This window comes from Salinisphaera sp. C84B14 (genome assembly GCF_040361435.1).
Taxonomy (GTDB): domain Bacteria; phylum Pseudomonadota; class Gammaproteobacteria; order Nevskiales; family Salinisphaeraceae; genus Salinisphaera.
Map to the genome: position 1 here is coordinate 66902 of NZ_APNL01000006.1, position 22917 is coordinate 89818.

Consider the following 22917-nt stretch of genomic DNA (forward strand, 5'->3'; position numbering starts at 1 on the left):
GTTGAGTTCGGCGCCGAGTGTGGTCGCCAGCCTCCGAATACGTTGTGAATAGCGTGTTCATCGTCAATTCATCGTCGCAGCACGGACAATAGCTGCATGTCGCGCTCCTTAATTTCCTGTTTGCCGTGGTTGTGCCTGGGTTGCCTGTTGATCGGGGGCAGCGCGGCGCTGCACGCCGACGACGTCGATGCCGAAGGTGCCCGGCGTGCGCGTGATGCCGGCAAGATCGCGCCGCTGCGCAGCCTGTTCGACAAGGTTGAGCGGGAGTGTCGTGGCCGCTTCGTTGAAATGGAGTTGGAGGAGGACGACGGCCGCTGGACCTACGAGATCAAGCTCATCGGCCCGGGCGGGGATGTGGCCGAACTTGAATACGATGCGGCCGACCTGCGCCTGCTCGAAGCCGAAGGCAAGGGACTCGACGCACTCGAATGCGTGCCGCCCGGCACCCCGGACTGATTCCAAGAATTGTGCCTATGAGACTGCTGGTTGTTGAAGACGAGCCCACCCTGTGCGAACAGCTCGAAGAGGCGCTCGGCGAGGCGGGCTATGCCGTGGATATCGCCGTCGATGGCGAGGACGGAGCCTATCTCGGTGCCACCGAGCCATACGACGCGATCGTGCTCGATCTGGGCCTGCCGCGCCTCGACGGCTTGAGCGTGCTGCGCGGCTGGCGCGTCGAGGGCGTGAATGTGCCGGTACTCATCCTCACCGCCCGCGGCGAATGGCACGAAAAGGTCGACGGCATGGACGCCGGCGCCGACGACTATCTGGCCAAACCGTTTCGAATGGAGGAACTGCTGGCCCGACTGCGGGCGTTGATCCGTCGTGCCAGTGGCATGGCCTCGCCGGTGCTCGAGGTGGGCGAAGTCAGCCTCGACACGCGCAGCGCGCGGGTCGCGGTCGCAGGGCGGCCGGTCAAACTCACCGGTCACGAATACCGTGTGCTGGCTTATCTGATGCACCATGCCGACGAAGTGGTCTCGCGCAGCGAACTCATCGAGCATATCTATGCACAGGATTTCGATCGCGACTCGAATACGATCGAAGTGTTTATCCGGCGGCTGCGCCAGAAGCTCGATAACGACGCGATCGTGACCGTGCGCGGTTTCGGTTATCGCTTCGATGCGAGCGCGGGTAGCTGAGCATCCATGGCACGCATGTCGCTACAGCGGCGCCTGTTTCTCGGTGCGGCGATCTGGATCCTACTCGCGCTCGCGACCACCGCACTGTTGCTGTCGGTGCTGTTTCGCAACCATCTGGAAAACGATCTGGCCCGGCGCCTGGACGCCGATTTTCTTCAGCTGGTGTCCCAGTTCGATGTGGATGGCCAGGGCCGACTGCTGCATTCGGTGGCCATGAGCGACCCGCTCTATCAGCGTGTCCTCTCCGGGCGCTATTGGCAGATCGAGCGCGACGGCGTGGTGAGCCTGCATTCGCGCTCGCTCTGGGATGCCACTCTGGAGCCGGGCAAAGACACGACCGGCGCGCGGGTGCGCCTGGCGGGCCCGCGCGACGCGCCACTGCTGGCCGTGGTGCGCAATATCACCGTGCCGAACGTGGCCGAGCCCTTGCGTCTGACCGTGGCCGCCAGTCTCGCGCCGGTGGACGCGGCCGTGGCCGAGTTTCGGCGTACCACGCTCATCGCACTCGGCGTGCTGGCCGCGGGCCTGATTCTGGCGGCGGCCCTGCAGGTGCGCCTGGGACTGCGCCCGCTCGGCAAGCTGCGCGGCGAGCTCGCGACGATCCGCGATTCGCGGGCGACCCGACTGTCGGGCGATTACCCGCTCGAGGTCGAACCCCTGGTGGCCGATCTCAACAGCGTGCTCGCCCATAACGAAACCCTGATCGAGCGCGCGCGCCGCCAGGCCGGCAATCTCGCCCATGCGTTGAAAACGCCGCTGTCGGTCATCGGTAACGAGGCGGCCCGCCTGGGCGCCGACGGTCAAAGCCGGCGCGCCGAGCGTCTGCAGCACGAAGTCGCGGCCATGCAGCGCCATATCGACTGGCATCTGGCGCGCACCCGTATCGCCGGGCAGGGCGGTAGCCGGCAGGCCACATCGGTGGCCGAGGCGCTGGCCCGGCTGCAACGCACGCTGCAACGCCTCTACGGCGCCAACGGTCTGGTCATCGATATCGATTCGCCCGACACGATCCGCTTCGCCGGCGAGCAGCGCGATCTGGAGCAGATGCTGGGCAACCTGATGGAAAACGCCTGCAAGTGGGCCCGCGGCGTGGTCGAGGTGCGCGTTGCCGACCGGGCCGCGTCGCTGGTCGTTCAGGTCGACGACGACGGGCCGGGGCTGCCCGCCGAGCAGCGCAGCCAGGCGATACGGCCCGGCCAGCGTTTCGACGAGGCCGTGCCCGGCTCCGGGCTTGGCCTGGCCATCGTCAGCGATCTGGCCGACGCCTATACCGGCACCCTGCGGCTTGAAGACGCCGAGCTCGGCGGGCTGTCGGCACGGCTGACGCTACCGCGGGCGCCGGACGGATCTTAGGGCCTGTTTACACATCAACAGGCCGCAGGGCGACAAGCGTTAGCGCCGGTGCGTCTGCACGCCGCCGTCGGCGGCCACGACCAGCACATCGGCCGGGCGGCGCGCGAACAGGCCGACCGTCACCACGCCGGGAATGGCGTTGATAGCGTCCTCCAGTTCGATCGGGTTCATGATCTCGAGGTTATGCACATCGAGAATCGGGTGTCCGTTGTCGGACAGGAAGCCCATGCGCAGCTCCGGCTCGCCGCCGAGTTTGACCAGGGCCCGCGCCACGCTCGAGCGCCCCATTTCGATCACCTCCACCGGCAACGGAAAGCGCCCCAGCAGATCGACCTGCTTGGAGGCGTCGACCATGCAGATGAAGGTGCGCGCCGCGCCGGCGATGATCTTTTCGCGGGTAAGCGCGCCGCCGCCGCCCTTGATCAACTCCAGATGCTCGTTGGCTTCATCCGCGCCGTCGATATACACGCCCAGCGCGCCTGCGGTGTTGAGGTCCACCACATCGAAGCCGGCTGCGCGCAGGCGTTCGGTGGTGGCTTTCGAGCTGGATACACAGCCGGGGATATCCGGCTCGCGCTCGGCGAGCACGTCGATGAAGTGGTTGACCGTCGAACCCGTGCCCACGCCGAGATACTCGCCGTCGTTGACGTATTCGTAGGCGGCTTCGGCCGCGGCGCGTTTGAGATCGTCCTGTTTGCCCATTAAAGCTTTCCTGCTGCGATGTCGAAAAAGAATAAGCGCTGAAAATCAGTGGTCGCGCGCGCCGAATATATCGGTGCCGACACGTACATGCGTCGCACCCTCGGCGATCGCGGCTTCGAGATCGGTGCTCATGCCCATCGACAGCGTGTCGAGGGCGTGGCCGCGGTCATTGAGTCGTTGCATGAGATCGCGCAGCGCGGCAAAGGGTTTGCGCTGGCCGGCTTCATCGTCGCGGGGCGCGGGAATGGTCATCAGCCCGCGTAGCCGCACGTGGTCGAGTTCGACGATCTGGTCGGCCAGTTCGACGACGGCGTCGGGGGCCAGGCCGGACTTGCTGGCCTCGCCATCGATATTGACCTGGATACACAGATTCAGCGGCGCCAGGCCTTCCGGGCGCTGATCGGAGAGCCGGCGCGCGATCTTGAAACGGTCGATGGCATGGGCCCAGGCAAAATTTGATGCGATATCACGGGTCTTGTTCGACTGAATGTCGCCGATAAAGTGCCAGAGAGGTTCGCGCTCGGTCAGTGCGCCGATCTTGGCGAGCGCATCCTGGAGATAGTTTTCGCCGAAATCGCGCTGGCCGTGATCGAGCGCATCGCGTACGCGGTCGACCGGTTTGGTCTTGGATACGGCGACCAGGGTGATATCGGCCGGGTCGCGGTTCGCGGCCTGGGCGGCCTGGGCAATGCGATCGCGCACGCGATCGAGGGCGTCGGCGATGGATGGGGTTGAATCGGTCGGCATGGAAACAGTTTTCGTTCGGCTGCGTTGGGTTAGGATTAGGATAACGCGGCCGGCCTAGCAGGGAGCACGTCGGGGACCTATGGATATTTCCCAGTTACTGGCCTTTTCGGTCAAACAGAATGCCTCGGATCTGCATTTGTCGGGCGGTTTGCCGCCGATGATCCGGGTGGACGGCGATATGCGGCGCATCAATCTGCCGCCGCTCGAACACAAGGAAGTGTTCGATCTCGTCTACGACATCATGAACGATCGCCAGCGCAAGGCCTACGACGAGCACCTGGAAACAGACTTTTCGTTCGAGATCCCGAACCTCGCGCGTTTTCGTGTCAACGTGTTCAACCAGAACCGCGGCGCGGCAGCGGTGTTTCGTACCATTCCCTCCCAGGTGCTGACACTCGAAGAGCTGGATGCGCCCAAGGTCTTTCGCGATATCGCAGCGTTGCCGCGCGGGCTGGTGCTGGTGACCGGGCCGACCGGTTCAGGTAAGTCGACCACGCTCGCTGCCATGGTCAACCACAAGAACGAAACCGAACTCGGGCATATCCTCACCATCGAGGACCCGATCGAGTTCGTGCACAGCTCTCAGAAATGCCTGGTCAACCAGCGTGAAGTCGAGCGCGACACCCATTCCTTCGCGGCGGCGCTGCGCAGCGCCCTGCGCGAGGATCCGGACACTATCCTGGTGGGCGAGCTGCGCGACCTGGAAACCATCCGGCTGGCACTGACCGCGGCCGAAACCGGCCACCTGGTGTTCGGCACCCTGCATACCTCGTCGGCGGCCAAGACCATCGACCGTATCATCGACGTGTTTCCCGGCGCGGAGAAAGACATGGTGCGGGCCATGCTGTCGGAATCGCTGCGCGCGGTGATCTCGCAGACCCTGCTCAAGAAGAAGGCCGGCGGCCGTGTCGCGGCCCACGAAATCATGATGGGCACGCCGGCGATTCGTAACCTGATTCGCGAAGGCAAGATCGCGCAGATGTATTCCTCGATCCAGACCGGCCAGTCGGCGGGCATGCAGACCCTCGACCAGTGCCTGCAGGATTTGGTGCGCCGTGGCGTGGTGACCCGCGACGAGGCCGGCCGCAAGGCGGTCAATCGCGAGTCGCTGGGCAGCAATAGCTAGGGGCGTCGGTCATGGATCGTGCACAGGCAACAAAACTTCTCACCGTCCTGCTCGAGCGGCTCGTAGCCGAGGGCGGATCGGATCTGTTCATCACCGCCGGCTTTCCGCCGGCGATCAAGCACGACGGCCAGATATCTCCGCTCATGGAGCGACCGCTTACCCACGAGCAGTCGTCGCTGATCGTGCGCTCGATCATGAACGATCGCCAGGCCCGCGAATTCGACGAGTACAAGGAATGTCAGTTCGCAATTTCGCCACCGTCCGGGCGTTTTCGTATTTCGGCGTTCGTGCAGCAGGGCCGGGTCGGCGCGGTCATCCGCGTGATCAATACCGAAATTCCGGACTTCGATGCGCTGGGCCTGCCGCCGGTGCTCAAGGATGTGGTCATGGGCGAGCGCGGCCTGGTGATCATGGCGGGTGCGACCGGCTCGGGTAAGTCGACTTCGCTGGCGGCGATGCTCGGCCATCGCAACAACAACGCGGCCGGCCATATCATCACCATCGAGGATCCGATCGAGTTCGTGCATCCGCACAAGAAATCGATCGTGACCCAGCGTGAAGTAGGCGTGGATACCCAGTCCTGGGAAAACGCACTCAAGAACACGTTGCGCCAGGCGCCAAACGTGATTCTCGTAGGCGAAGTGCGAACCCGCGAAACCATGGAATACGCGATCAACTTCGCCGAAACCGGCCATCTGGTGCTGTGCACGCTGCACGCGAACTCGGCGAACCAGGCGCTGGATCGCATCATCAACTTCTTCGACGAAGCCCGGCGCGAACAGCTGCTCATGGACCTGTCGCTGAATATGCGCGCGCTGCTGTCGCAGCGGCTGGTACGCAAGGAAGGCGGCGGGCGCTGCGCGGCGATGGAGATTCTGCTCAACACGCCGCATGTGGCCGACATGATCTTCAAGGGCAAGGTCGGCGAACTCAAGGAAGTCATGGCGCGCGGCAACGAGCAGGGCATGATCACCTTCGACCAGAGCCTGTTCAAGCTGTTCGAAGCCGGCGAAATCGATTATGGCGAGGCGCTGCGGCATGCCGACTCGCAAAACGAGCTGCGGCTGAATATCAAGCTCAACAGCAAGCGCGTACGTCAGGATCTGCGTGATGACGCTGGCGTGAATTCGCTGTCGGTTCACAACGACGAAGAAGACGAGGCCGCCGACGAGGGGATGTACCGCGATGAGTGATAGCGCGCAAGACACCGATCACGCCCTCGAGGCGGTAGAGCCGTATCTGCAGCTGGCGATCGACAAGAACGCCTCGGACCTGTATTTCACGACCCATGCGCCGGTCATGCTGCGCGTGGAAGGCGAAATCTATCCGGTCAAGAGCAAAACCCGTGAGCCGTTGACCCCGCATCGCGTGGAAGCCCTGGTGCTCAGCATCATGACCGACGATCAGAAGGCCCACTACGAACAGCATCACGAAGTGGACTTCGCCTATCGCTTCGGGCTGCAGGGCCGCTTTCGTGTCAACGTATTCCGCCAGCGCGGATCGGCTGCGATGGTGCTGCGCAATATCGGCAACGTGCCGGATTTCGACACCTTCGACCTGCCGCCCGTGCTCAAGCGGCTGGCCATGCAAAAGCGTGGCCTGATCATGGTGGTGGGCGCGACCGGTTCAGGCAAGTCGACAACGCTGGCGGCGATGATCAACCATCGCAGCGAGAGCGCGAACGGGCATATCCTCACCATCGAAGACCCGATCGAATTCATGTATCGGCACAAGCGCTCCATCGTCAATCAGCGCGAGCTGGGTACCGATACGCTGGATTTCGCGCGGGCCGTGCGCAGCGCCATGCGTGAAGCCCCGGACGTGGTACAGATTGGCGAAACCCGCGACCTGGCCACTGCCGAGGCGGCCATCCAGCTGGCGGGTACCGGGCATCTGGCGCTGACCACCCTGCACGGCAATAACGCCTATCAGGCGTTGCAGCGCCTGATCGCCCTGTTTCCGGAATTTGCGCGTGAAGCGTTGTTCATGGATCTGTCGCTGAACCTGCGCGCGATCATCTCGCAGCGTCTGGTACGAGGCGTGGGCGGCAAGCGGGTCGCCGCATTCGAAATTCTGCTGAATACGCCCTATATCGCCGATCTCATCCGCCAGGGTCGTATCGACTCGGTGCGCGAAGCCATGTCGGAAGGCGATGGCGGCGAAGGCATGGCCACGTTCGACGATTCCTTGCTGGCGCTGGTGCGCGAGGGCCAGATCAGTCAGGAACAGGCGCTGGCCTATGCAGATTCGCGCGAGAATCTGCAAAGTCGCATGGCGTTCGAGCATCTGTAGGCAAGCTCTGCACAACCTGTCACGGTCGCGCCGGGTGCTTTGCGCGCGATTGGCAGACAAGTGAGAGCGTAGCGTGCCCAAGCGAATAACAAGTGCACGGTAGCGAACACTGACGCCGATCAAACGCGCGCAAAGCCCGGGCCTCGAAGGTGTTCGGCCTGACAGACGCCGCGACTGCGTTGTGCGAGCTTGACCTGCCAATGAGGCAGGCGCTGCGCTCGCACGCCTTGTCGCAACGCATTTGAGGACTCGAACGCGAACCGCGAGAGTTTGTGCAGAGCGTCCCTAGCAAGGCTTGCCGCGACGGCGCCTTGCCAGAGCAGCCCTATTGCGGCGAGGATTGGCGCTCCTTGTTAAACGGGATGGTGGATGAGTTCGCAACCGCCCAACACGGGCGCCGCGTCCGAAAGCGAAGACAAGGCCGTGATCGGCTGGCGCGAATGGGTCAGCCTGCCCGAGCTGGGCATTGACTGGATCAAGGCCAAGATCGATACCGGCGCCCGCACCTCGGCACTGCATACCTTCCAGCTCGATGTGGGCCACGAGCATGGTGCCAAGCTCGCGCGTTTTGGGGTGCATCCGTTTCAGCGCGATAGCGACACGATTACCTGGTGCAGCGCGTCGGTGGTGGACGAGCGCAGCGTGCGCGACTCCGGCGGCCACCAGGAATGGCGGTTCGTCATTGAAACGCCGGTGCGCATGGCCCAGCGCGAGTGGCCAATCGAGATTACATTGACCGCGCGCGATACAATGTTGTTCCGCATGCTGCTCGGTCGAACGGCCATGCGCTATCTTCGGGTCGACCCCCTCGCTTCCTTTATCACCGGCCGGCCGCCGGAAGGCTGATCGCTATGCAAATTGCAATAATGTCGCGTAACCGCAACCTCTATTCCACGCGTCGTCTGATCGAGGCCTGCAAGTCGCGCGGTCACGAGGTCACGGTGATCGACCCGCTGCGCTGCTATATGAACATCGTTCCGCATGCGCCGGAAATTCATTACAAGGGCAAGCGCCTGGAAGGCTTCGACGCGGTCATCCCGCGTATCGGTGCCTCCATTACGTTCTATGCGACAGCGGTGCTGCGCCAGTTCGAGATGATCGGCGTCTATCCGCTCAACGAATCCGTGGCGATTTCACGCTCGCGCGACAAGCTGCGCTCCATGCAGCTGCTGTGTCGCAAGGGTATTGGCCTGCCGGTGACCGGTTTTGCGCATTCCCCGGACGACACCGACGATCTGCTTGAGCTTGTGGGCGGCAATCAGTACGTGATCAAGCTCACCGAAGGCACCCAGGGCAAGGGCGTGGTGCTCACCGAAACCCGCGGTGCGGCGGAGTCGGTCATCGACGCCTTTCGTGGCCTGGATGCGCACTTTCTGGTGCAGGAGTTCGTCAAGGAAGCCAAGGGCGCGGATGTGCGCTGTTTCGTGATCGGCGACAAGGTCGTGGCGTCGATGAAACGCCAGGGCAAGGAAGGCGAGTTTCGCTCCAACCTGCATCGTGGCGGTTCCGCGTCGGTGATCAAGATCACCCCGGAAGAGCGTTCGACCGCGGTGCGCGCCGCCAAGATCATGGGCCTCAACGTGGCCGGTGTGGATCTGCTGCGTTCGAACCACGGTCCGGTGGTCATGGAGGTCAATTCCTCCCCCGGGCTGGAAGGCATCGAGACGGCCACGGGCAAGGATGTGGCCGGCCAGATCATCGGCTTTATCGAAACCTACTCCAAACGCGGCAAGACCCGTACTCGCGGCGGCGGCTGATTATCGCCCTGCTGCGAGCCGCGATATAGAAAACGGCAGCGTTCTCGGCGCTGCCGTTTTTCGATGGGCGTCGACAACTGCTGAAAATTTCGGCTGCCGGGTGCCGAATCAATAGGAATATCGAGCCTGCGTATGAGCGACGACAACAGAAAACAAACCGCTGCCGACGAGTATCGCGCCTTCGACGCACTTGAAATTGGCGGTCAGACCATCGAAGCCGGTACGCGAACGACGATCGATCTGCCGGTGACCGATCTCTATACCCACGCCAAGCTCACCATGCCCGTCAACGTCATCCGCGGTCGGCGCCCGGGGCCAACGCTGTTCGTTTCGGCCGCGGTACACGGCGACGAACTCAACGGCGTGGAAATCATCCGACGACTGCTCAAGCTGCGCGGACTCAAACAGATTCGCGGCACGCTGATCGCCGTGCCGATCGTCAACGTACACGGCTTTTTGCGCCACTCGCGCTACCTGCCGGATCGACGTGATCTCAACCGTTCGTTCCCGGGCTCGGCGAAGGGGTCGGTGGCCTCGCGTCTGGCCAAGGTCTTCGTCGACGAGATTCTGGCGAAGGCCGACTACGGCATCGATCTGCACACCGGTGCCATCCATCGCGCCAATCTGCCGCAGATTCGGGCCGATCTGTCCAACGACGAAACCCGCCGGCTGGCCGAGGCCTTTGGCTGCCCGTTGCTCATCGATGCCAGCCTGCGTGAAGGCTCGCTGCGTGAGCACGCCAACGAAAAGGGCGTGCCTCTGCTGCTCTACGAGGCGGGCGAGGCGCTGCGCTTCGACGAGTTTTCCATTCGTGCCGGCGTACGCGGCATTTCCGGCGTGATGCGCGAACTGGGTATGCTGCCCATGCGCGGCAAACGCGCGCCGCACAAATCGGTGGTTGCCCTCGATTCCAACTGGGAGCGTGCCCCGGAGTCCGGCATTCTGCGTTCGCTGGTCGAGCTCGGCGAGTACGTCAGCAAGGACCAGGTTCTGGCCTATATTGCCGACCCGTTCGGCGAAACCGAGGTGGCCGTGACCTCGGAGCACCCCGGCATCGTGATCGGGCGCTCCTACCTGCCGCTGGCCCATGCCGGCGACGCTCTGTACCACGTCGCCCGCGTCAAGGGCGCCCAGAAGCTGGCCAGCCGGGTCGAGGCCTACCAGTCCGACAATGAACCGGACGGTTTCGACGACCGCGGCGAATCGGGCGAGCCGCCGATCGTATAGCAGCCCGCCAGCACACCGTACCTAGTCGCTGAAGATCAGCACCACGCAGGCCGCGGTCAGCGCCCCCATAAGCGCGTTGAACACCCGCCACGACCGGGGCGAGCGCAGCCGCGCGCCCAGCGTACGACCGAACAACGCCCAGAAGGACACGCAGGGAAAGGCAACGGCTTCCATGAGCAGCGCCAGCAACAGGGCGTTAACCATCAGCGAGCCCTCGGCGGGTAGGAATGAAGCCGTCAGCGTCAGTCCCATGATCCAGGCCTTGGGGTTGGCGAACTGAAAGGCGGCGGCCTCCCACGCGTTGAGCGGCCGCGCGGAATGCGTCGTATCTAGATTCGGCGGGGGCGCCGTGGCGATACGCCAGGCCAGATAGAGCAGATAGGCGCTGCCGGCGAGCCGCAATACCCATTGCACGCTTTCGTAGCGTTCGAATACGGCGCCCAGCCCCAGCGCGATAGCCATGAACAGCACTACGCAGCCGCCGAGGATGCCGGCGATATGGGGCAGTGTACGGAGATAGCCATAGCGCGCGCCCGAGGCGGTCAGCATCAGGTTGTTCGGCCCCGGCGTGCCGGACATGGCCACGCTGAACAGGGCGATCGATAGCAGTCCGTTGAACGTGGTCATGACTTGGGTCGGAGGTGACGTCCGGCGACATGCCGGCGAAACGTATTGCGCGTGAACATGATTTCTGCTTAATTGTATGGGTACAAAGTAGCGGTTCGGTCCGATTTGTGTCGCTTATTCGAACTTTATAACGCATGGGATTAGCGTCAATGTTTTTATTGTCACCATGACAATTTGGGTGCCCGTGCTAACCGGCGAGGGGCCACGCTACCGCCAGGTCGCCGATGCCATCGTGGCCGCCATCGGCGCCGGTGAATTGGCGGAGGCCGAGAAGCTGCCGCCCCAGCGCCGATTGGCCCATGCGCTGGGGGTCACCACCGGCACCATTACGCGTGCGTACGCCGAAGTGGAGCGGCGTGGCTTCGTGCAGGCCCGTGTAGGCAGCGGTACGTATGTGTGCGCCTCGGTGCCGGACACATTCACGCACGTTCGACCCGAGGGTGATGCCGGGCAAGTCGATCTGTCGCTGTCCCTGCCGCCACCCTGTGACTTGCGCGCGCAGGGGCTGGGTCGTGCCATGGCCGCGCTGCAGATCGACGTATCGGCGCTCACGCATGCCATGGACTATCAGCCCGAAGGCGGATTGGATATGCACCGTCGCGTCTATGCACGATGGCTCACGCAGCTGGGCCTGCCCATGGCCGCCGATGAGCTGCTCATCGACCAGGGTGGCATGAACGGGATCTTTCTGAGCCTGTCGACCCTGCTCGCGCCGGGCGAACGCCTGGCCGCCGAGATGCTCACCTATCCCGGCCTCATCAGCGTTGCCCAGCAGCTGGGCATACGCACGGTCGCGGTCGAGCACGACGAACAGGGCATCGATATCGACGCGCTGGCCATGCGCCACGAACGCCAGCCCTTCGCGGCGTTGTATGTCATGCCCGAGCATCAGAATCCGACCACCGTGGCCCTGTCGGAGTCGCGCCGTCAGGCGCTCGTAGCGCTCGCCCGCGAACGCGATTTCTGGCTGATAGAGGACGGCGTTCAATACATCCGCGAGCGGGCGACGCCGCTTTATCAAATCGCGCCCGAGCGTACGGTCTATCTGTTTTCGGTAGCCAAGATGCTCGGTGGCGGCATGCGATCGGGCGTCATTCGCGTACCGGCGACGTTACGCTCGCGCATGGCCGCAGCACTGCGTAACCAAAGCTGGATGCCGCCGCCGCTGATCGCCAGCCTGGTCTGTCGCTGGATCGAGAGCGGCGATGCCGATCGCCTATTGGACTGGCAGTGCGAGGAAATGGCCGCGCGCCATGCGCTGGTCGAAAGGTATCTGTCCGGCTATAAATACAGCGGCCGGGCGGACGGTTTTTATATCTGGCTTCGTTTGCCGGCCGGTCGGCGCGCGAACGGGTTTGTCGATGAGCTGGCCGAAAGCGGGGTACGCGTGACGCCCGCGGAGCCGTTCTGCGTGGGCAGCGAGCCGGCGCCACAAGCGATTCGTATCTGTATTAGCGCAGCAAGCGATCGCGAGGCACTGGAACGGGCCCTGGCCACGATTCGCGAGCGGCTGGACTCGCCGGGCCCGGCCGTGTGGCGCACGCTCTAAGTCGCCTGGTCAGACCGTCGCCAACCGCCCTCGAAGGGGTCAGCGCGCGTTGCGGTTGCCGGCGATGATCGCCATCACCGCCATGCGGATCGCAATGCCGTTGGTCACCTGTTCCAGAATCACCGACTGCTGGCCGTAGGCAATATCGGCGTTGATTTCCACGCCGCGGTTGATGGGGCCGGGGTGCATGATCAGTGCGTCGTTTTTCGCATGGGCGAGATTGGCCGCGGTCAGGCCGAACTGCTGGTGGTAATCCTCGACTCCGGCCAGGGCATCGCCCTCGATACGCTCGCGCTGGATGCGCAGCCCCATGACCACATCGGCATTGGCCAGGCCGTGCGCGATATCGCCGCTGGCCGCTACGCCGAGCGCATCGGCGTCCGCCGGCAGGAAGTGCGTCGGGCCGACCACGCGAATATCGGTGGTGCCGAGCGTGCGCAGCGCATGAATGGTGGAGTGGGCCACCCGCGAGTGGCGTACGTCGCCCACGATCGCCACACGCAGGTTGGCGAAATCGGGGCGGTGGCGACGAATGGTGAAGACGTCGAGCAGCGCCTGGGTAGGGTGGGCATGGCTGCCGTCGCCGGCGTTGATGATGGCGACGTGGTTGGCGGCATGGGCGGCAAAACGCGCGGCCGCGCCGTTTTCCGGATGACGAATGGCAAAGATGTCCGCGCCCATGGCCTGCAGGGTATAGAGCGTGTCGAGATCGTCCTCGCCCTTGGAGCGCGAGGAATGGGCCACGTCCATATTGATCACGTCGGCGGACAGGCGCTTGGCCGCCAGCTCGAACGTGGTACGCGTACGCGTGGAGTTCTCGAAGAACAGGTTGAACACCGTCTTGCCGCGCAGCAGCGGCACCTTCTTCGGCGATGTGCCGGGCGCCGGTACGAACGTCTCGGCGGTGTCCAGAATCTGTTCGATCAGGGGGCGCGGCAGGCCTTCGGTGGTGATCAGATGGCGCAGACCGCCGTTGGAATCGAGCTGAATATCCGGGCTCATGAACGGGCTCCGTCGTTTAAACCAGCGGCGGATCGGCGCTGCAGTGCCTCAAGCAGGGCCATCGCCTGATCGGCCTGATCCAGCGGCACGAACAGATGATCGTGGCGCGTGCCGGCCACGACGTTGCAGGCGATATCCGCCTCGGCAAGCACGTCGGCCACGGCAGCGGTCAGGCCGACCGCGGCCAGCGACGAGTACACCTTGAGGGTGATCCAGCAGCAGCGCAGCTCGCTGAGGCAGGCCGTGGGCGGTACGGCCGATTCCTGTGCCACGATCGAGATGCCCTCGGGTTCGTGCATGAAACACAGCACTCGCTCGAAGTCGATATCGTCGATACGGGCGGCGCTTGCGAATCGATAGACGCCGGCCTGGCGCTCGGGGCGTAGCCCGCTCAAAAGCCGGGCGAGATCGCGTTCGCCGTCGTCGCGGCCGCGCTGCGCCGGGCTCACTGCATGATCAGACGCAGCGGCTCGGGGCCGGTGAGTTTGATGCGTTCGCCCTTGGCGATATCCAGCTGCAGGCCGACCGCGTCCGGCGCGAAGGGCAGCTCACGCGCACCGCGATCGACCAGCACGGCGAGTTTCACCGCGGCAGGGCGACCGTAGTCGAACAGTTCGTTGAGCGCGGCCCGCACGGTCCGCCCGGTATAAAGCACGTCGTCGACCAGGATCACCGTCTTGCCGTCGATATCGGCATCGATACGCGAGGGCCCCACGCTGGGGTGCAGGCCGATGGTAGAGAAATCGTCTCGATAAAAGCTGATATTGAGCGTGCCCAGCGGTGCGGCCAGGGCGAAATGACGGTGCAGCCGCTCGGCGATCCAGGCGCCGCCGGTTTCCACGCCGACCATCACCGCCGCCGGATCGGCCGCGATGATCGGCGCCAGGGCCGATTCCAGGGCCGCGATCGCGGCATCCACGTCGAAGGTTCGGGACGATGGGCTATCGGTAGGCGTCATGGCATGGCTCGCGGCATCGGGAAACAGGGGCACAAGGAACGCATTACGACGGGCCACCGTTGGCGAGCCAGCCTTCTAGTATGACCTGGGCGGCCATGGAGTCGGAATCGCCCTTGGCCAGGCGCTTGCCGCGGCTACCGCTGGCACGCGCGGTACGCAGGCGTTCCATGGCCTCTATGGTGGAAAAACGCTCGTCCATGGCGTGCACGGGAATATCGAAATGCTCGCCGAGCTGGCGCATGAACTCTTGTGCGTTTTCGGTCATGGGCTGGCTGGAGCCGTCGTTGGCCAGGGGCAGGCCGACCACCAGCCCGCCCGGGCGCCATTCGGCCACGATACGGGTGAGCCCCTGCCAGTCCGGGCCGCCGCCGGCGTTGCTGTGGTGCAGCGTGGTCAACGCCTGGGCATTACCGGTAATGGCATTGCCCACGGCCACACCGATGCGCTTGGTGCCGAAATCGAAGCCCAGCAATACGTTTGCGTCACCGGCCATGGGCGTGCTCCGTGATGCTAGGCATGGCCGACCAGGCCCGATAGCTGATGGGCTTCCAGGCCAAGCAGGCGCGCCGCTGCGGCCCAGCGCGTCTCCACCGGCGTGGAAAATATTATCGGGTCGCTGGCCGGTGTATTCAGCCAGCTGTTGGCCAGCATTTCGTCTTCGAGCTGGCCCGCGCCCCAACCGGCATAGCCGAGGGTGATCAGATACTCGCTGGGCCCGAAGCCGTTGCCGATGGCTTCCAGCACGTCGCGCGAGGTGGTCAGGGCCAGGCCGCCGCCCACCTTGAGGGTGGATTCCCAGTGGCCCTCGTCGCGATGCAGTACGAAGCCGCGCTCGGTCTGTACCGGGCCGCCCCAGTAGACCGGCTGCTTGGCCGGCACTTGGGCTTCGATGTCCATATGCGCGAGCATGTCGTGCACGGACAGATCGCTGGGTTTGTTGATCACCAGCCCCATGGCGCCATCGTCGTTGTGCTCGGCGATGAAGGTCACGCTATCGGCGAAATCGCCGCCGACACGGCCCGGCATGGCGAGCAGGAACTGGTTACGGAATATTCCATGTGTCATGGCGTCATTATCCGCCGAGCGTTCGCATACGGGCAAATGATTGCCCGCGTGATTATTCATCCGGCCCGAAAATAGCTTATTTCATGGACAGGTTTCGGGTTGATAACGCGTGTTCGCGAAAGCACGCGCGCCACGGCGAACGGCCGTGAAGGCCCTGGAAGAAACGACGGACAGGTGCCGGCGTTCGACCCGGTCAGCTGCTTTGATGGCGGGCTAGGGCGTGTCGTCGAGAGATAGGCCACCGCCGCATCGGCGACCAGGCCGCGACCAGACAAGGCATCGCGAGTGGCCCGTGGTTATTCCACGTTAGCGAGCCAACCCATGAACCATAACGCCGGATTGCCGTGGCTTGGGCGCCGACCGATCGTTATTCGTTGGGAATTGCCCGTTGCGGACGCGCCATACGTCGTTGCGGGCCTTGACCGTGGGCCCGCCACGCTCGGCGGCCCGCGTCTTGCCTGACACGCCTATAGCCAGTGCCGATAGACCCTAATCGTTGCTGCTGATCTCGTTCGAGTTGCCTGCCTCGAAAAGCCAGTCGTAGGCGAAGCTCAGTTCGTTGGTGAGCGCCTTGAGCGGCTCGGCAAAAGGCGGATAGGGCGCCGCCCCGCGCACGATCGCAAGCGCAGCGTTGTCGAGCGCGTTGTTGCCGGAAGAACGCAGTACGCGCACGGCAAGCAACGTGCCGTCGGCTCGTACGCGCACGGCCATGGTCAAGCGTCGCGGCCGCGCGGCGTCCAGCAGATCGGCCGGATAGCGACGGCTGCCACGCGCCTCGATTCGTTCCTGCCAGAGCTCGAGATAAGCTGCCCGTGCATCCTGTGCGGCCGCCGAGATCTGGGCAGGGCGGGGCTTGCGGATGATCTCGATCGCGGCGTTGGGTGTGGCGGGCGTCTCCGGGATTGGCTCTTGCGGCCTTGGTTCGGGTTCCGCGACCGCCACGAAGCGGGTCAGGGTGCGGTCGCCGGGAGGCTGAAAACGCGTATGCGGCGGGGTTTGCGAGGGCGTATTGGCCAGCTGTGCCTGTTGCGAAGCGCGGTCGTCGCCCTGCTGGTTCTGGCTCGCGCGGATCGACGTATCCGGCGCGTTTGCAGCCGCATCGGCCACGCTACGCGTGGCCGAAAGCAGGCGGGCGTCGTCCGGGTCGGCCTGCGAGGAACGGCTCGACCAGCCCAGCAGCAGCGCATGCACGATCAGCGCGATCGCCAGGGAAAAACAAAACCGCGCGCGAACGCTGGACATGCCGGTATCAGGCCAGCCGTCGCTCGATCGCGTCGAACAGTTTTGCGGCGATATTGATGCCGAACTGCTTGTCCAGCTCGCGTACGCAGGTAGGACTTGTCACGTTGATTTCGGTGAGCTTGTCGCCGATCACGTCCAGGCCCACGAACAACAGGCCTTTTTCGCGCACATAGGGGCCGATCTCCTCGGCGATCGCCCGGTCGGCATCGGTGAGCGGCCGCCCCACGCCGCGCCCGCCGGCGGCCAGGTTGCCGCGCAGTTCGCCTTCCGCCGGCACGCGTGCCAGCGCGTAGTCCACCGGCACGCCGTCGACCACCAGAATGCGCTTGTCGCCTTCCTTGATGGCCGGCAGATAGGCCTGGGCCATGGCATAGCGGCTGCCGTGCTCGGTAAGCACTTCCAGCACCACGGAAATATTGTCGTCCCCGGTCTTGACCCGGAAGATGCGCGAGCCGCCCATGCCATCAAGCGGTTTGATCACCGCGTCGCCATGCTCGGCGATGAAGCGCTTGAAGTCGGCGCTGCGGCGGGCAACAAGCGTGGGCGCGGTCAGGTGGGCAAACCGGTTGATCGACATCTTTTCGTTGACGTCGCGCAGCGCATCGCAGCGATTGACCACCAGCGTGCCTTCGTTCTCGGCCAGCTCAAGAATATAGGTGGCATAGATGTATTCGGTATCGAACGGCGGATCCTTGCGCATGAGGATGGTATCGAGATCGGCCAGGGGCAGAATCTCGGACTCGCCGGTGAAGCGATACCAGTCGTCGTTGTCGTCGAACACTTCCAGACGGCGTCCCGTGCCGTAGCCCACGCCGTCGCGTACGAACAGGTCGGACATCTCGAAATACACGATCTCGTAATCGCGTCGCATTGCCTCGAGCAACAGGGCGAGGGTTGTGTCCTTGTAAGGGGTGATATCCGCGATGGGATCCATCACGACGCCGAGACGGGTGGCCATGCCGCAGCTCCTGATACGGGACGCGGATTGCCGCGCCCCAGCGATTGTCGAATAAGCGCGCATGGTAGCGCAGGCGTGCCGTGCCTGGCTTTCGTTCAGGCAAGCTGAAGTCGCCGCGTTTTCTGCGAACGCATGACTGCGATTGGTCAGTACGGCTTCGTTCTTGAAGGCAACCGCAGATCACGCAGATTTGAGGGATTGAAGAATGGGGCGTGTTCGGCCCCTATGCTCGCTTCCAACATCGTGCACGTCGACGTTGTACGAAACGGCCTGTCACGGAATCTGTGTAGATCTGCGAAATCTTGGGATCCTGTCTTGTCTGGAAAGACGAGACTGGCCGCAAGGGAATCTGCGTTTCCTGTTGGCGGATCGTTAGGCCTTAGTCAAACGGGGCCAATGCGGCCGCCGCCGGGCTTTTGCCCGGCTATGCGCTCAGGCGGCGGCCTGGAGTTTGGCCGGTGTCTGTCCGGACAGCTGCGCGACGATCTGCTGCAGGCGGCGTGTGGAAAACACTTCCACCCGGTAACTGCGGATGTACTCGGCGAGCGCCGGGCCATACACGAGATTGGGCGGCCGCTCGATCGGCAGACTGCCGACGGTAACGAGTACCGGGCTGACGAAGCTGCGGTTTTCCTCGAGCAATTCGGCCACTTCGCGGGCCTGCTGCTCGCAACGATCGACGGGATTATCGTCGTTGGCGGCGTTCGGCATGGGTCGCTCGGGCCAGTCGGTGGAACCCAGGTCGTGGGCGATGCTCGCATCGAGCGGTTCGATGATGAACAAGCCGCGGGTGCTCACCACCACCAGCCCCAGATGTATCAGCGCGCTCGGGGTCTGGACCGCCAGATTACGCAGCACGATATAGCGGCGTGAACGCAGCATCCACCACCACGCGAGCGTGGCGCGCAGACGCGACAAACGCACAACCATCGACGCATAATCGCGACGAATCAAAAATCCGAGAGAAATCAGCGCTTTCACGGCGACTACTTAAGGCTGATGAACGACACGCGGCGGGCGCCGAGTGGGCTTTGAGACGGTATATTACGGCGCTTGCAAGCGCTTCTGAAGTACTTGGTAAATTAAATTTTCGTGGCAGTCCGATAGCCGGATTAAATGAACTCAAAGGCGCGCTCCAAGGGGCTTGGGCGAGCCTGTCAGGCAGTCGGCGATCGCACGAAACCGGAACAGCGCGGGCGTCAGCCCCAGGCCCGCGAAAACGCATACCGCCGTCTGTAACGATGCCTGGCTCATAAGCACCCCGAACACCGGCGCGCCCGCGGTCTGGCCGACGGCGATCGTGAGAAACCCGACCATCAGGCCGGTACCGGGCCGGTCGGGCAGTGTCGTGGTACCCCAGATGAGATAGACGCCGGCAAGCATGACGTAGGCTGCGCCGAACAGCGCGCCGCCGAAGAGCGTGAAGGTGGGCGTGGTGAACGCCAGTCCGGTCATGGCTATACCGGCCACGAGCGCCACCAGGAACAATCGATGTACGGTATTGATGCCCAGGCGCGCGACCATCCAACCGGCGGCCGCGCCCAGAATGCCGGCCGCGCCGATCGCGATCCACAGCATGCCGGTCAGCCGAGTCGACCAGTCGAGCCGTGCCTGTGCGATCTCGCCGCCAAACGACCAGAGCGCGGTGCTGGAGGCGCCCATGAGAAACGACGCCGCGACCAGCCGTAGCAGGTTGGCGTGCAACGGCGGCATACCCAGCCCGTCGATACGACCGTTTTTCGAGCCGTCGGCCGGCAAGGCCAGGTACGAGGCGACCCCCAGCGCGGCGGCCGTGGCGGCGAAAATCATGAAAACGAGGCGCCACTGCTCACCGAGTCCCAGCGCGAACGGCCCCGACAGCGCCACGCCGGCGCTGGTGCCGGCGTTGATGATCGTGTTGGTGAGATCGCGACGCGCCGGGGCCACCGCATACGACACCGCGTCGGCCAATGGCGGCGAGGCCAGGCCGGTGCTGGCGCCGGCAAGAATTACGAATACCGCCAGCCATACCGGCGATGTACAAAGCGCGATGCCGAGCAGCCCGGCCGCGGCCACGGTCGCGGCGGCGACCGCGACGACGCGCGCGCCGAAACGCTCCGAGCAGCGGGCCGAAACGATGATGGCGACACAGTAGGCGGCAAAGGCGCCGCCGGATATGACGCCGGCCAGGCTGGTGGACAGCCCAAGGTCGCTACGGATCTCGGGCAGGAACAGGCCGAAGGCGAAGCGGGCAAAGCCGTAGCAGACCGCGATCAGCCCGAAGCCGGTCGCGCCGATACGAAGCGCGGGCGTCATGGCCGGGTCCGTGCGTTCACCAGCTGGCAGGCACAGCTGCGTGCGGCATCGATTACCGCCGCGCCGCGGTAGGTGGCAGCCGTGGTTGCGCCTTCGAACAGCGCCAGAATCTGATCGGCCAGTTGTGTATCCGCCTGGCCGGTTTCGCGCACGACCAGTTCGGCGATGTGTTCGATCAACTGCTGATGGTAGGCGGCGACCTCGGCGGCGATCTCGGGTATGTCGCCGCCGGTTTCGGCTTCGGCCCGGAAAAACAGGCAGCCGCGTATGCCCTCTGCGGCAAACCATTCGGCCAGCGAGTCGAACAGCGCGGTCGTCGTGCTGAAATCGGTGTGCTCGAAGAAACGGCGGTGGCGTTCGGACAGTACCCGCGCCATCAACGCATTCTTGTTGCCCGCATGCTTGTAGACGGTTCGGCTCGAAAGCCGTGCTTCGCGAACCAGTTTGCCCATGCCCGTGGCATTGAAACCGTTGCGATCGAACAGGCGTTCTGCAGCCGCCAGCAGCTGTTGGTCAATATCCATGAGCCCAAGGTAAAACGATCGTTTTACCTGCGTCAGCCGCGTGGGCGTGGCGCGGCGGTCGCTGCATGATCCGCTTTCGCGCGCAGACCGCGGATGGCCGATCGGCCGGCATGCAACGCAGGTCGGTTCGGCAACCGCGGGCGCAAGTCGTAGCGGCCGCGAATGAATGTCTGGAAAGCGGCAGGAATATGGGCGCGGCGTGCTGGCCGCCGCCGGGCCGGGCGGCGTGCCTAGCCGGCCAGATCGCCCCAGAGCGACTGCAGCGCGGCGAGTGCCGCCATGCCCGCGGTTTCGGTACGCAGCACGCGCGGACCGAGGGTGATGGGCTGCCAGCCGGCGGCTTCGGCGCTGGAGATTTCGGCCTCGGACAGGCCCGATTCGGGGCCGATGAGCAGCGTCGTGCGCGTGTTTTTCGCCAGCGCGGTCAGGCCGGTGGTGGCGGTAGGGGCGAGCATCAGTCGCAGGCCGTCGGTATGCGCGTCTTCATCGAGTGTCTGTGCCAGGTGGGTGGCGGGATGAAGCGGCGGGCATACGAGCCGGCCGCTCTGTTCGGCTGCGGATTCGACCACCGCCTGCCAGTGCGCCTGTTTCTTGGCCAGCCGGTCGCCTTCAAGCTTGACCTTGCCGCGTTCGGTAAACACAGGGCGGATGGCGGTCACGCCCAGCTCCACGGCCTTGGCCAGGGCAAAGTCCATGCGATCGCCGCGGGCGATGGCCTGATAGAGGGTGATCGACAGCGACGATTCGCGCTCTGGCGAATGCTGGGTTTCCACGGCGAGCGTCATGCGCTTGCGCTCGGCCTGGACGATACGCGCGCCGTATTCATGACCGTCGCCGTTGAACAGCGTGACCGGGGCGTCCGCGCCCAGGCGCAGAACGGTGGCCAGGTGATGACGCTTGGCGTCGGCCAGTTCGATCGCCTCGCCGACCGCCAAAGGGCTCTCGACGAATACCCGCGGAACGTGGGCCCGGCGACTCATGCCAGCTCCTTGATCAGCACCGCCGAGTTGCGCTGGTAGTTGTAGAGCGCGCGCTTGGCCAACGGCAGTGCACCCAGGTCGGCCGGGGCAAAGCCGTGTTCGACGAACCAGTGCGGTGTTTTGGTGGTGAGCACGAAGATACGTGCCAAACCGGCGGCGCGCGCCCGGCGTTCGACCTCCACCAATAGACGTTCGGCCCGGTCCTGGCCGCGATAGTCCGGATGTACGGCCACGCAGGCCAGCTCGCCCACACTTTCCTCGGCATAGGGCATGAGCGAACAGCAGGCGGTGATCAGGCCGTCGCGTTCGAGCACCACGTAATGGCCGATATCCAGCTCGATCTGTTCGCGCGAACGCGCCACGAGAATACCCGCCTCGGCCAGAGGCTCGATGAGCGCGAGCACGCCGCCGAGATCATCGGCGGTCGCGGTGCGGGTGATGTCGTAGGTGTCGGCGGCGATCATGGTGCCGGCGCCGTCGCGCGAATACAGCTCGCTGAGCAGGGCGCCGTCGGTATCGAAGCTCACCAGATGGGCGCGCGCCACGCCGGCCTGACACGCGTTGATCGCGGCCTGCAGGCGAGCCCGATCGGCGGCCTGTAACGGCGCGGATTCGGTCGCCAGCAGCCGGCGTGCGGTCTGGATATCCAGCTCTGCCGGCGTATCGGCAAAGCGTTCGTGCAGGGACGCGCCCGGGTGCAGCACGACGAACTTGTCGGCGGCCAGCGCCGTGGCGGTCGCGGTGGCGACCTCTTCGGCATACAGGTTGAAGATTTCGCCGGACGGCGAATAGCCCACACAGGACATCAACACGATGGTGCCGCGCTCCAGATGCGCGTTGATGCTGGCCACGTCGATACGCCGGACTTCGCCGGTATGGCCATGATCGATACCGCCGGCGATGCCTACCGGACGGGCCGTGACCAGATTGCCGCTGGCAGTCACGATGCGGGCGCCGCCCATGGGCGTGCTCGCCAGACTGGTCGACAACAGCGCTTCCATATCCATTTGCAGGCTGCCGACCGCGCGTTTCACGCAGGCAAGTGCGGCGCTGTCGGTCACGCGTACGCCGTCGACGAAGCGGGTCGAAAGACCGGCATCGGCCAGCGCGGCATCGATCTGCGGGCGCGCGCCGAACACGATGACCAGCCGTACGCCCAGGCTGGCGAGCAGCGCGATGTCGTATACCAGATCGGCAAAGGCCGGGGATGCTGCGGCCTCGCCCGGCACATGGATAACGAACGTACGCCCGCGATGGGCATGCACATAGGGCGCGCTCGCACGCAGCGAGGCGACCATGTCGGGATGGCGCGGTTCGGCGTTGCCCGCGGGGGCGAGCGGCTGCGAGGCAGTGTGCGTCTGGTTCATCCGA

25 protein-coding genes are annotated in these 22917 nt (G+C 64.5%); 10 read left to right on the forward strand and 15 right to left on the reverse strand.

The features are described 5' to 3' along the window. The first annotated feature begins 96 nt into the window (after positions 1-96). Genes C84B14_RS06705 through C84B14_RS06715 form a run of 3 tightly spaced genes read left to right on the forward strand, consistent with a single transcriptional unit; the run spans position 97 to position 2495 of the window. A complete protein-coding gene (locus C84B14_RS06705; protein ID WP_348764993.1) occupies positions 97-456 on the forward strand; it encodes a PepSY domain-containing protein in 360 nt (119 codons plus the stop codon). 17 nt (positions 457-473) lie between these two features. After that, positions 474-1142, forward strand: coding sequence for a response regulator transcription factor (locus C84B14_RS06710; protein ID WP_353222803.1), 669 nt, complete (start codon positions 474-476; stop codon positions 1140-1142). A gap of 6 nt (positions 1143-1148) precedes the next feature. Continuing rightward, on the forward strand, positions 1149-2495 hold the full coding sequence (locus C84B14_RS06715; RefSeq protein ID WP_353222805.1) for a sensor histidine kinase: 1347 nt from the start codon (positions 1149-1151) through the stop codon (positions 2493-2495). A gap of 39 nt (positions 2496-2534) precedes the next feature. On the opposite strand, the gene rpiA is transcribed toward C84B14_RS06715, so the two are convergent. Next, positions 2535-3197: a ribose-5-phosphate isomerase RpiA gene (gene rpiA / locus C84B14_RS06720; protein ID WP_348764990.1), complete on the reverse strand. Its 663-nt coding sequence runs from the start codon at positions 3195-3197 to the stop codon at positions 2535-2537. A 45-nt stretch (positions 3198-3242) separates the two neighbouring features. Then, entirely contained in the window at positions 3243-3944 is a 702-nt protein-coding gene (locus tag C84B14_RS06725) for a YggS family pyridoxal phosphate-dependent enzyme (RefSeq protein ID WP_353222808.1), read from the reverse strand. A 79-nt stretch (positions 3945-4023) separates the two neighbouring features. Here C84B14_RS06725 and C84B14_RS06730 point away from each other — a divergent pair, with 79 nt between their 5' ends. The 6 genes from C84B14_RS06730 (at position 4024) to C84B14_RS06755 (ending at position 10346) form a co-directional block, all read left to right on the forward strand. Beyond that, positions 4024-5070 (forward strand): type IV pilus twitching motility protein PilT, encoded by a 1047-nt coding sequence (locus C84B14_RS06730; protein ID WP_293623959.1) that lies wholly within the window; start codon positions 4024-4026, stop codon positions 5068-5070. A gap of 11 nt (positions 5071-5081) precedes the next feature. Continuing rightward, the gene (locus C84B14_RS06735) at positions 5082-6263 is read left to right on the forward strand and encodes a PilT/PilU family type 4a pilus ATPase (protein WP_353222810.1); all 1182 of its coding nucleotides are present in this window, start codon (positions 5082-5084) and stop codon (positions 6261-6263) included. Continuing rightward, complete coding sequence (locus tag C84B14_RS06740; protein ID WP_353222812.1) at positions 6256-7362, forward strand: PilT/PilU family type 4a pilus ATPase; 1107 nt, start codon at positions 6256-6258, stop codon at positions 7360-7362. Before C84B14_RS06735 ends, C84B14_RS06740 begins: the two co-directional genes overlap by 8 nt. A 369-nt stretch (positions 7363-7731) precedes the next feature. Continuing rightward, a complete protein-coding gene (locus C84B14_RS06745) occupies positions 7732-8208 on the forward strand; it encodes an ATP-dependent zinc protease family protein (RefSeq protein ID WP_348764985.1) in 477 nt (158 codons plus the stop codon). A 5-nt stretch (positions 8209-8213) separates the two neighbouring features. After that, a complete protein-coding gene (rimK, locus tag C84B14_RS06750) occupies positions 8214-9119 on the forward strand; it encodes a 30S ribosomal protein S6--L-glutamate ligase (protein ID WP_348764984.1) in 906 nt (301 codons plus the stop codon). Between the two features lie 132 nt (positions 9120-9251). After that, positions 9252-10346 carry a succinylglutamate desuccinylase/aspartoacylase family protein gene (locus tag C84B14_RS06755; RefSeq protein WP_353222814.1) on the forward strand — a complete coding sequence of 365 codons (1095 nt, stop codon included), beginning with the start codon at positions 9252-9254 and terminating at the stop codon, positions 10344-10346. Positions 10347-10367: 21 nt separating this feature from the next. Here C84B14_RS06755 and C84B14_RS06760 read toward each other — a convergent pair whose 3' ends face one another. Beyond that, the gene (locus C84B14_RS06760; RefSeq protein ID WP_348764982.1) at positions 10368-10973 is read right to left on the reverse strand and encodes a LysE family translocator; all 606 of its coding nucleotides are present in this window, start codon (positions 10971-10973) and stop codon (positions 10368-10370) included. A gap of 166 nt (positions 10974-11139) precedes the next feature. On the opposite strand from C84B14_RS06760, the gene C84B14_RS06765 reads away from it, so the two are divergent. Continuing rightward, positions 11140-12522 carry an aminotransferase-like domain-containing protein gene (locus tag C84B14_RS06765; protein WP_348764981.1) on the forward strand — a complete coding sequence of 461 codons (1383 nt, stop codon included), beginning with the start codon at positions 11140-11142 and terminating at the stop codon, positions 12520-12522. Positions 12523-12561: 39 nt separating this feature from the next. Here the strand turns inward: C84B14_RS06765 and C84B14_RS06770 are convergent, their stop codons facing one another. The 12 genes from C84B14_RS06770 to argA all read right to left on the reverse strand — a co-directional run bounded on the left by C84B14_RS06770 (position 12562) and on the right by argA (position 22913). Further along, positions 12562-13524 carry an aspartate carbamoyltransferase catalytic subunit gene (locus C84B14_RS06770; protein WP_348764980.1) on the reverse strand — a complete coding sequence of 321 codons (963 nt, stop codon included), beginning with the start codon at positions 13522-13524 and terminating at the stop codon, positions 12562-12564. Continuing rightward, positions 13521-13973: an ACT domain-containing protein gene (locus C84B14_RS06775; protein WP_348764979.1), complete on the reverse strand. Its 453-nt coding sequence runs from the start codon at positions 13971-13973 to the stop codon at positions 13521-13523. Before C84B14_RS06775 ends, C84B14_RS06770 begins: the two co-directional genes overlap by 4 nt. After that, positions 13970-14482, reverse strand: a complete 513-nt coding sequence (gene pyrR / locus C84B14_RS06780) for a bifunctional pyr operon transcriptional regulator/uracil phosphoribosyltransferase PyrR (RefSeq protein WP_353222817.1) — start codon at positions 14480-14482, stop codon at positions 13970-13972. The genes C84B14_RS06775 and pyrR overlap by 4 nt, the downstream gene beginning before the upstream one ends. A 43-nt stretch (positions 14483-14525) precedes the next feature. Next, complete coding sequence (gene ruvX, locus C84B14_RS06785) at positions 14526-14975, reverse strand: Holliday junction resolvase RuvX (RefSeq protein WP_353222819.1); 450 nt, start codon at positions 14973-14975, stop codon at positions 14526-14528. A gap of 17 nt (positions 14976-14992) precedes the next feature. Continuing rightward, entirely contained in the window at positions 14993-15547 is a 555-nt protein-coding gene (locus tag C84B14_RS06790) for a YqgE/AlgH family protein (RefSeq protein WP_348764976.1), read from the reverse strand. Positions 15548-16036: 489 nt separating this feature from the next. After that, complete coding sequence (locus C84B14_RS06795) at positions 16037-16789, reverse strand: energy transducer TonB (protein ID WP_348764975.1); 753 nt, start codon at positions 16787-16789, stop codon at positions 16037-16039. Positions 16790-16796: 7 nt separating this feature from the next. Next, on the reverse strand, positions 16797-17747 hold the full coding sequence (gshB, locus tag C84B14_RS06800; RefSeq protein ID WP_348764974.1) for a glutathione synthase: 951 nt from the start codon (positions 17745-17747) through the stop codon (positions 16797-16799). A gap of 432 nt (positions 17748-18179) precedes the next feature. Continuing rightward, positions 18180-18728 carry a hypothetical protein gene (locus C84B14_RS06805; protein ID WP_353222822.1) on the reverse strand — a complete coding sequence of 183 codons (549 nt, stop codon included), beginning with the start codon at positions 18726-18728 and terminating at the stop codon, positions 18180-18182. A 141-nt stretch (positions 18729-18869) separates the two neighbouring features. Next, positions 18870-20042, reverse strand: coding sequence for an MFS transporter (locus C84B14_RS06810; protein ID WP_348764972.1), 1173 nt, complete (start codon positions 20040-20042; stop codon positions 18870-18872). Then, positions 20039-20566, reverse strand: a complete 528-nt coding sequence (locus tag C84B14_RS06815) for a TetR/AcrR family transcriptional regulator (protein ID WP_348764971.1) — start codon at positions 20564-20566, stop codon at positions 20039-20041. Before C84B14_RS06815 ends, C84B14_RS06810 begins: the two co-directional genes overlap by 4 nt. Positions 20567-20796: 230 nt before the next feature. Then, positions 20797-21546 (reverse strand): 16S rRNA (uracil(1498)-N(3))-methyltransferase, encoded by a 750-nt coding sequence (locus C84B14_RS06820; RefSeq protein WP_348764970.1) that lies wholly within the window; start codon positions 21544-21546, stop codon positions 20797-20799. Further along, entirely contained in the window at positions 21543-22913 is a 1371-nt protein-coding gene (gene argA, locus C84B14_RS06825) for an amino-acid N-acetyltransferase (RefSeq protein ID WP_348764969.1), read from the reverse strand. Before argA ends, C84B14_RS06820 begins: the two co-directional genes overlap by 4 nt. Positions 22914-22917 lie beyond the last annotated feature (4 nt).

Excerpts from the sequence above, each read along its gene's own strand:
- C84B14_RS06760 (WP_348764982.1), bottom strand. The coding sequence starts at position 10,973 with ATGACCACGTTCAACGGACTGCTATCGATCGCCCTGTTCAGCGTGGCC.
- C84B14_RS06765 (WP_348764981.1), top strand. The coding sequence starts at position 11,140 with ATGACAATTTGGGTGCCCGTGCTAACCGGCGAGGGGCCACGCTACCGC.
- C84B14_RS06810 (WP_348764972.1), bottom strand. The coding sequence starts at position 20,042 with ATGACGCCCGCGCTTCGTATCGGCGCGACCGGCTTCGGGCTGATCGCG.
- C84B14_RS06745 (WP_348764985.1), top strand. The coding sequence starts at position 7,732 with ATGAGTTCGCAACCGCCCAACACGGGCGCCGCGTCCGAAAGCGAAGAC.
- C84B14_RS06705 (WP_348764993.1), top strand. The coding sequence starts at position 97 with ATGTCGCGCTCCTTAATTTCCTGTTTGCCGTGGTTGTGCCTGGGTTGC.
- rimK (WP_348764984.1), top strand. The coding sequence starts at position 8,214 with ATGCAAATTGCAATAATGTCGCGTAACCGCAACCTCTATTCCACGCGT.
- argA (WP_348764969.1), bottom strand. The coding sequence starts at position 22,913 with ATGAACCAGACGCACACTGCCTCGCAGCCGCTCGCCCCCGCGGGCAAC.
- C84B14_RS06740 (WP_353222812.1), top strand. The coding sequence starts at position 6,256 with ATGAGTGATAGCGCGCAAGACACCGATCACGCCCTCGAGGCGGTAGAG.
- C84B14_RS06795 (WP_348764975.1), bottom strand. The coding sequence starts at position 16,789 with ATGTCCAGCGTTCGCGCGCGGTTTTGTTTTTCCCTGGCGATCGCGCTG.
- C84B14_RS06755 (WP_353222814.1), top strand. The coding sequence starts at position 9,252 with ATGAGCGACGACAACAGAAAACAAACCGCTGCCGACGAGTATCGCGCC.
- C84B14_RS06790 (WP_348764976.1), bottom strand. The coding sequence starts at position 15,547 with ATGACACATGGAATATTCCGTAACCAGTTCCTGCTCGCCATGCCGGGC.
- C84B14_RS06715 (WP_353222805.1), top strand. The coding sequence starts at position 1,149 with ATGGCACGCATGTCGCTACAGCGGCGCCTGTTTCTCGGTGCGGCGATC.
- C84B14_RS06730 (WP_293623959.1), top strand. The coding sequence starts at position 4,024 with ATGGATATTTCCCAGTTACTGGCCTTTTCGGTCAAACAGAATGCCTCG.
- ruvX (WP_353222819.1), bottom strand. The coding sequence starts at position 14,975 with ATGGCCGGTGACGCAAACGTATTGCTGGGCTTCGATTTCGGCACCAAG.
- C84B14_RS06815 (WP_348764971.1), bottom strand. The coding sequence starts at position 20,566 with ATGGATATTGACCAACAGCTGCTGGCGGCTGCAGAACGCCTGTTCGAT.
- C84B14_RS06735 (WP_353222810.1), top strand. The coding sequence starts at position 5,082 with ATGGATCGTGCACAGGCAACAAAACTTCTCACCGTCCTGCTCGAGCGG.
- C84B14_RS06820 (WP_348764970.1), bottom strand. The coding sequence starts at position 21,546 with ATGAGTCGCCGGGCCCACGTTCCGCGGGTATTCGTCGAGAGCCCTTTG.
- C84B14_RS06710 (WP_353222803.1), top strand. The coding sequence starts at position 474 with ATGAGACTGCTGGTTGTTGAAGACGAGCCCACCCTGTGCGAACAGCTC.
- gshB (WP_348764974.1), bottom strand. The coding sequence starts at position 17,747 with ATGGCCACCCGTCTCGGCGTCGTGATGGATCCCATCGCGGATATCACC.
- rpiA (WP_348764990.1), bottom strand. The coding sequence starts at position 3,197 with ATGGGCAAACAGGACGATCTCAAACGCGCCGCGGCCGAAGCCGCCTAC.
- pyrR (WP_353222817.1), bottom strand. The coding sequence starts at position 14,482 with ATGACGCCTACCGATAGCCCATCGTCCCGAACCTTCGACGTGGATGCC.
- C84B14_RS06770 (WP_348764980.1), bottom strand. The coding sequence starts at position 13,524 with ATGAGCCCGGATATTCAGCTCGATTCCAACGGCGGTCTGCGCCATCTG.
- C84B14_RS06725 (WP_353222808.1), bottom strand. The coding sequence starts at position 3,944 with ATGCCGACCGATTCAACCCCATCCATCGCCGACGCCCTCGATCGCGTG.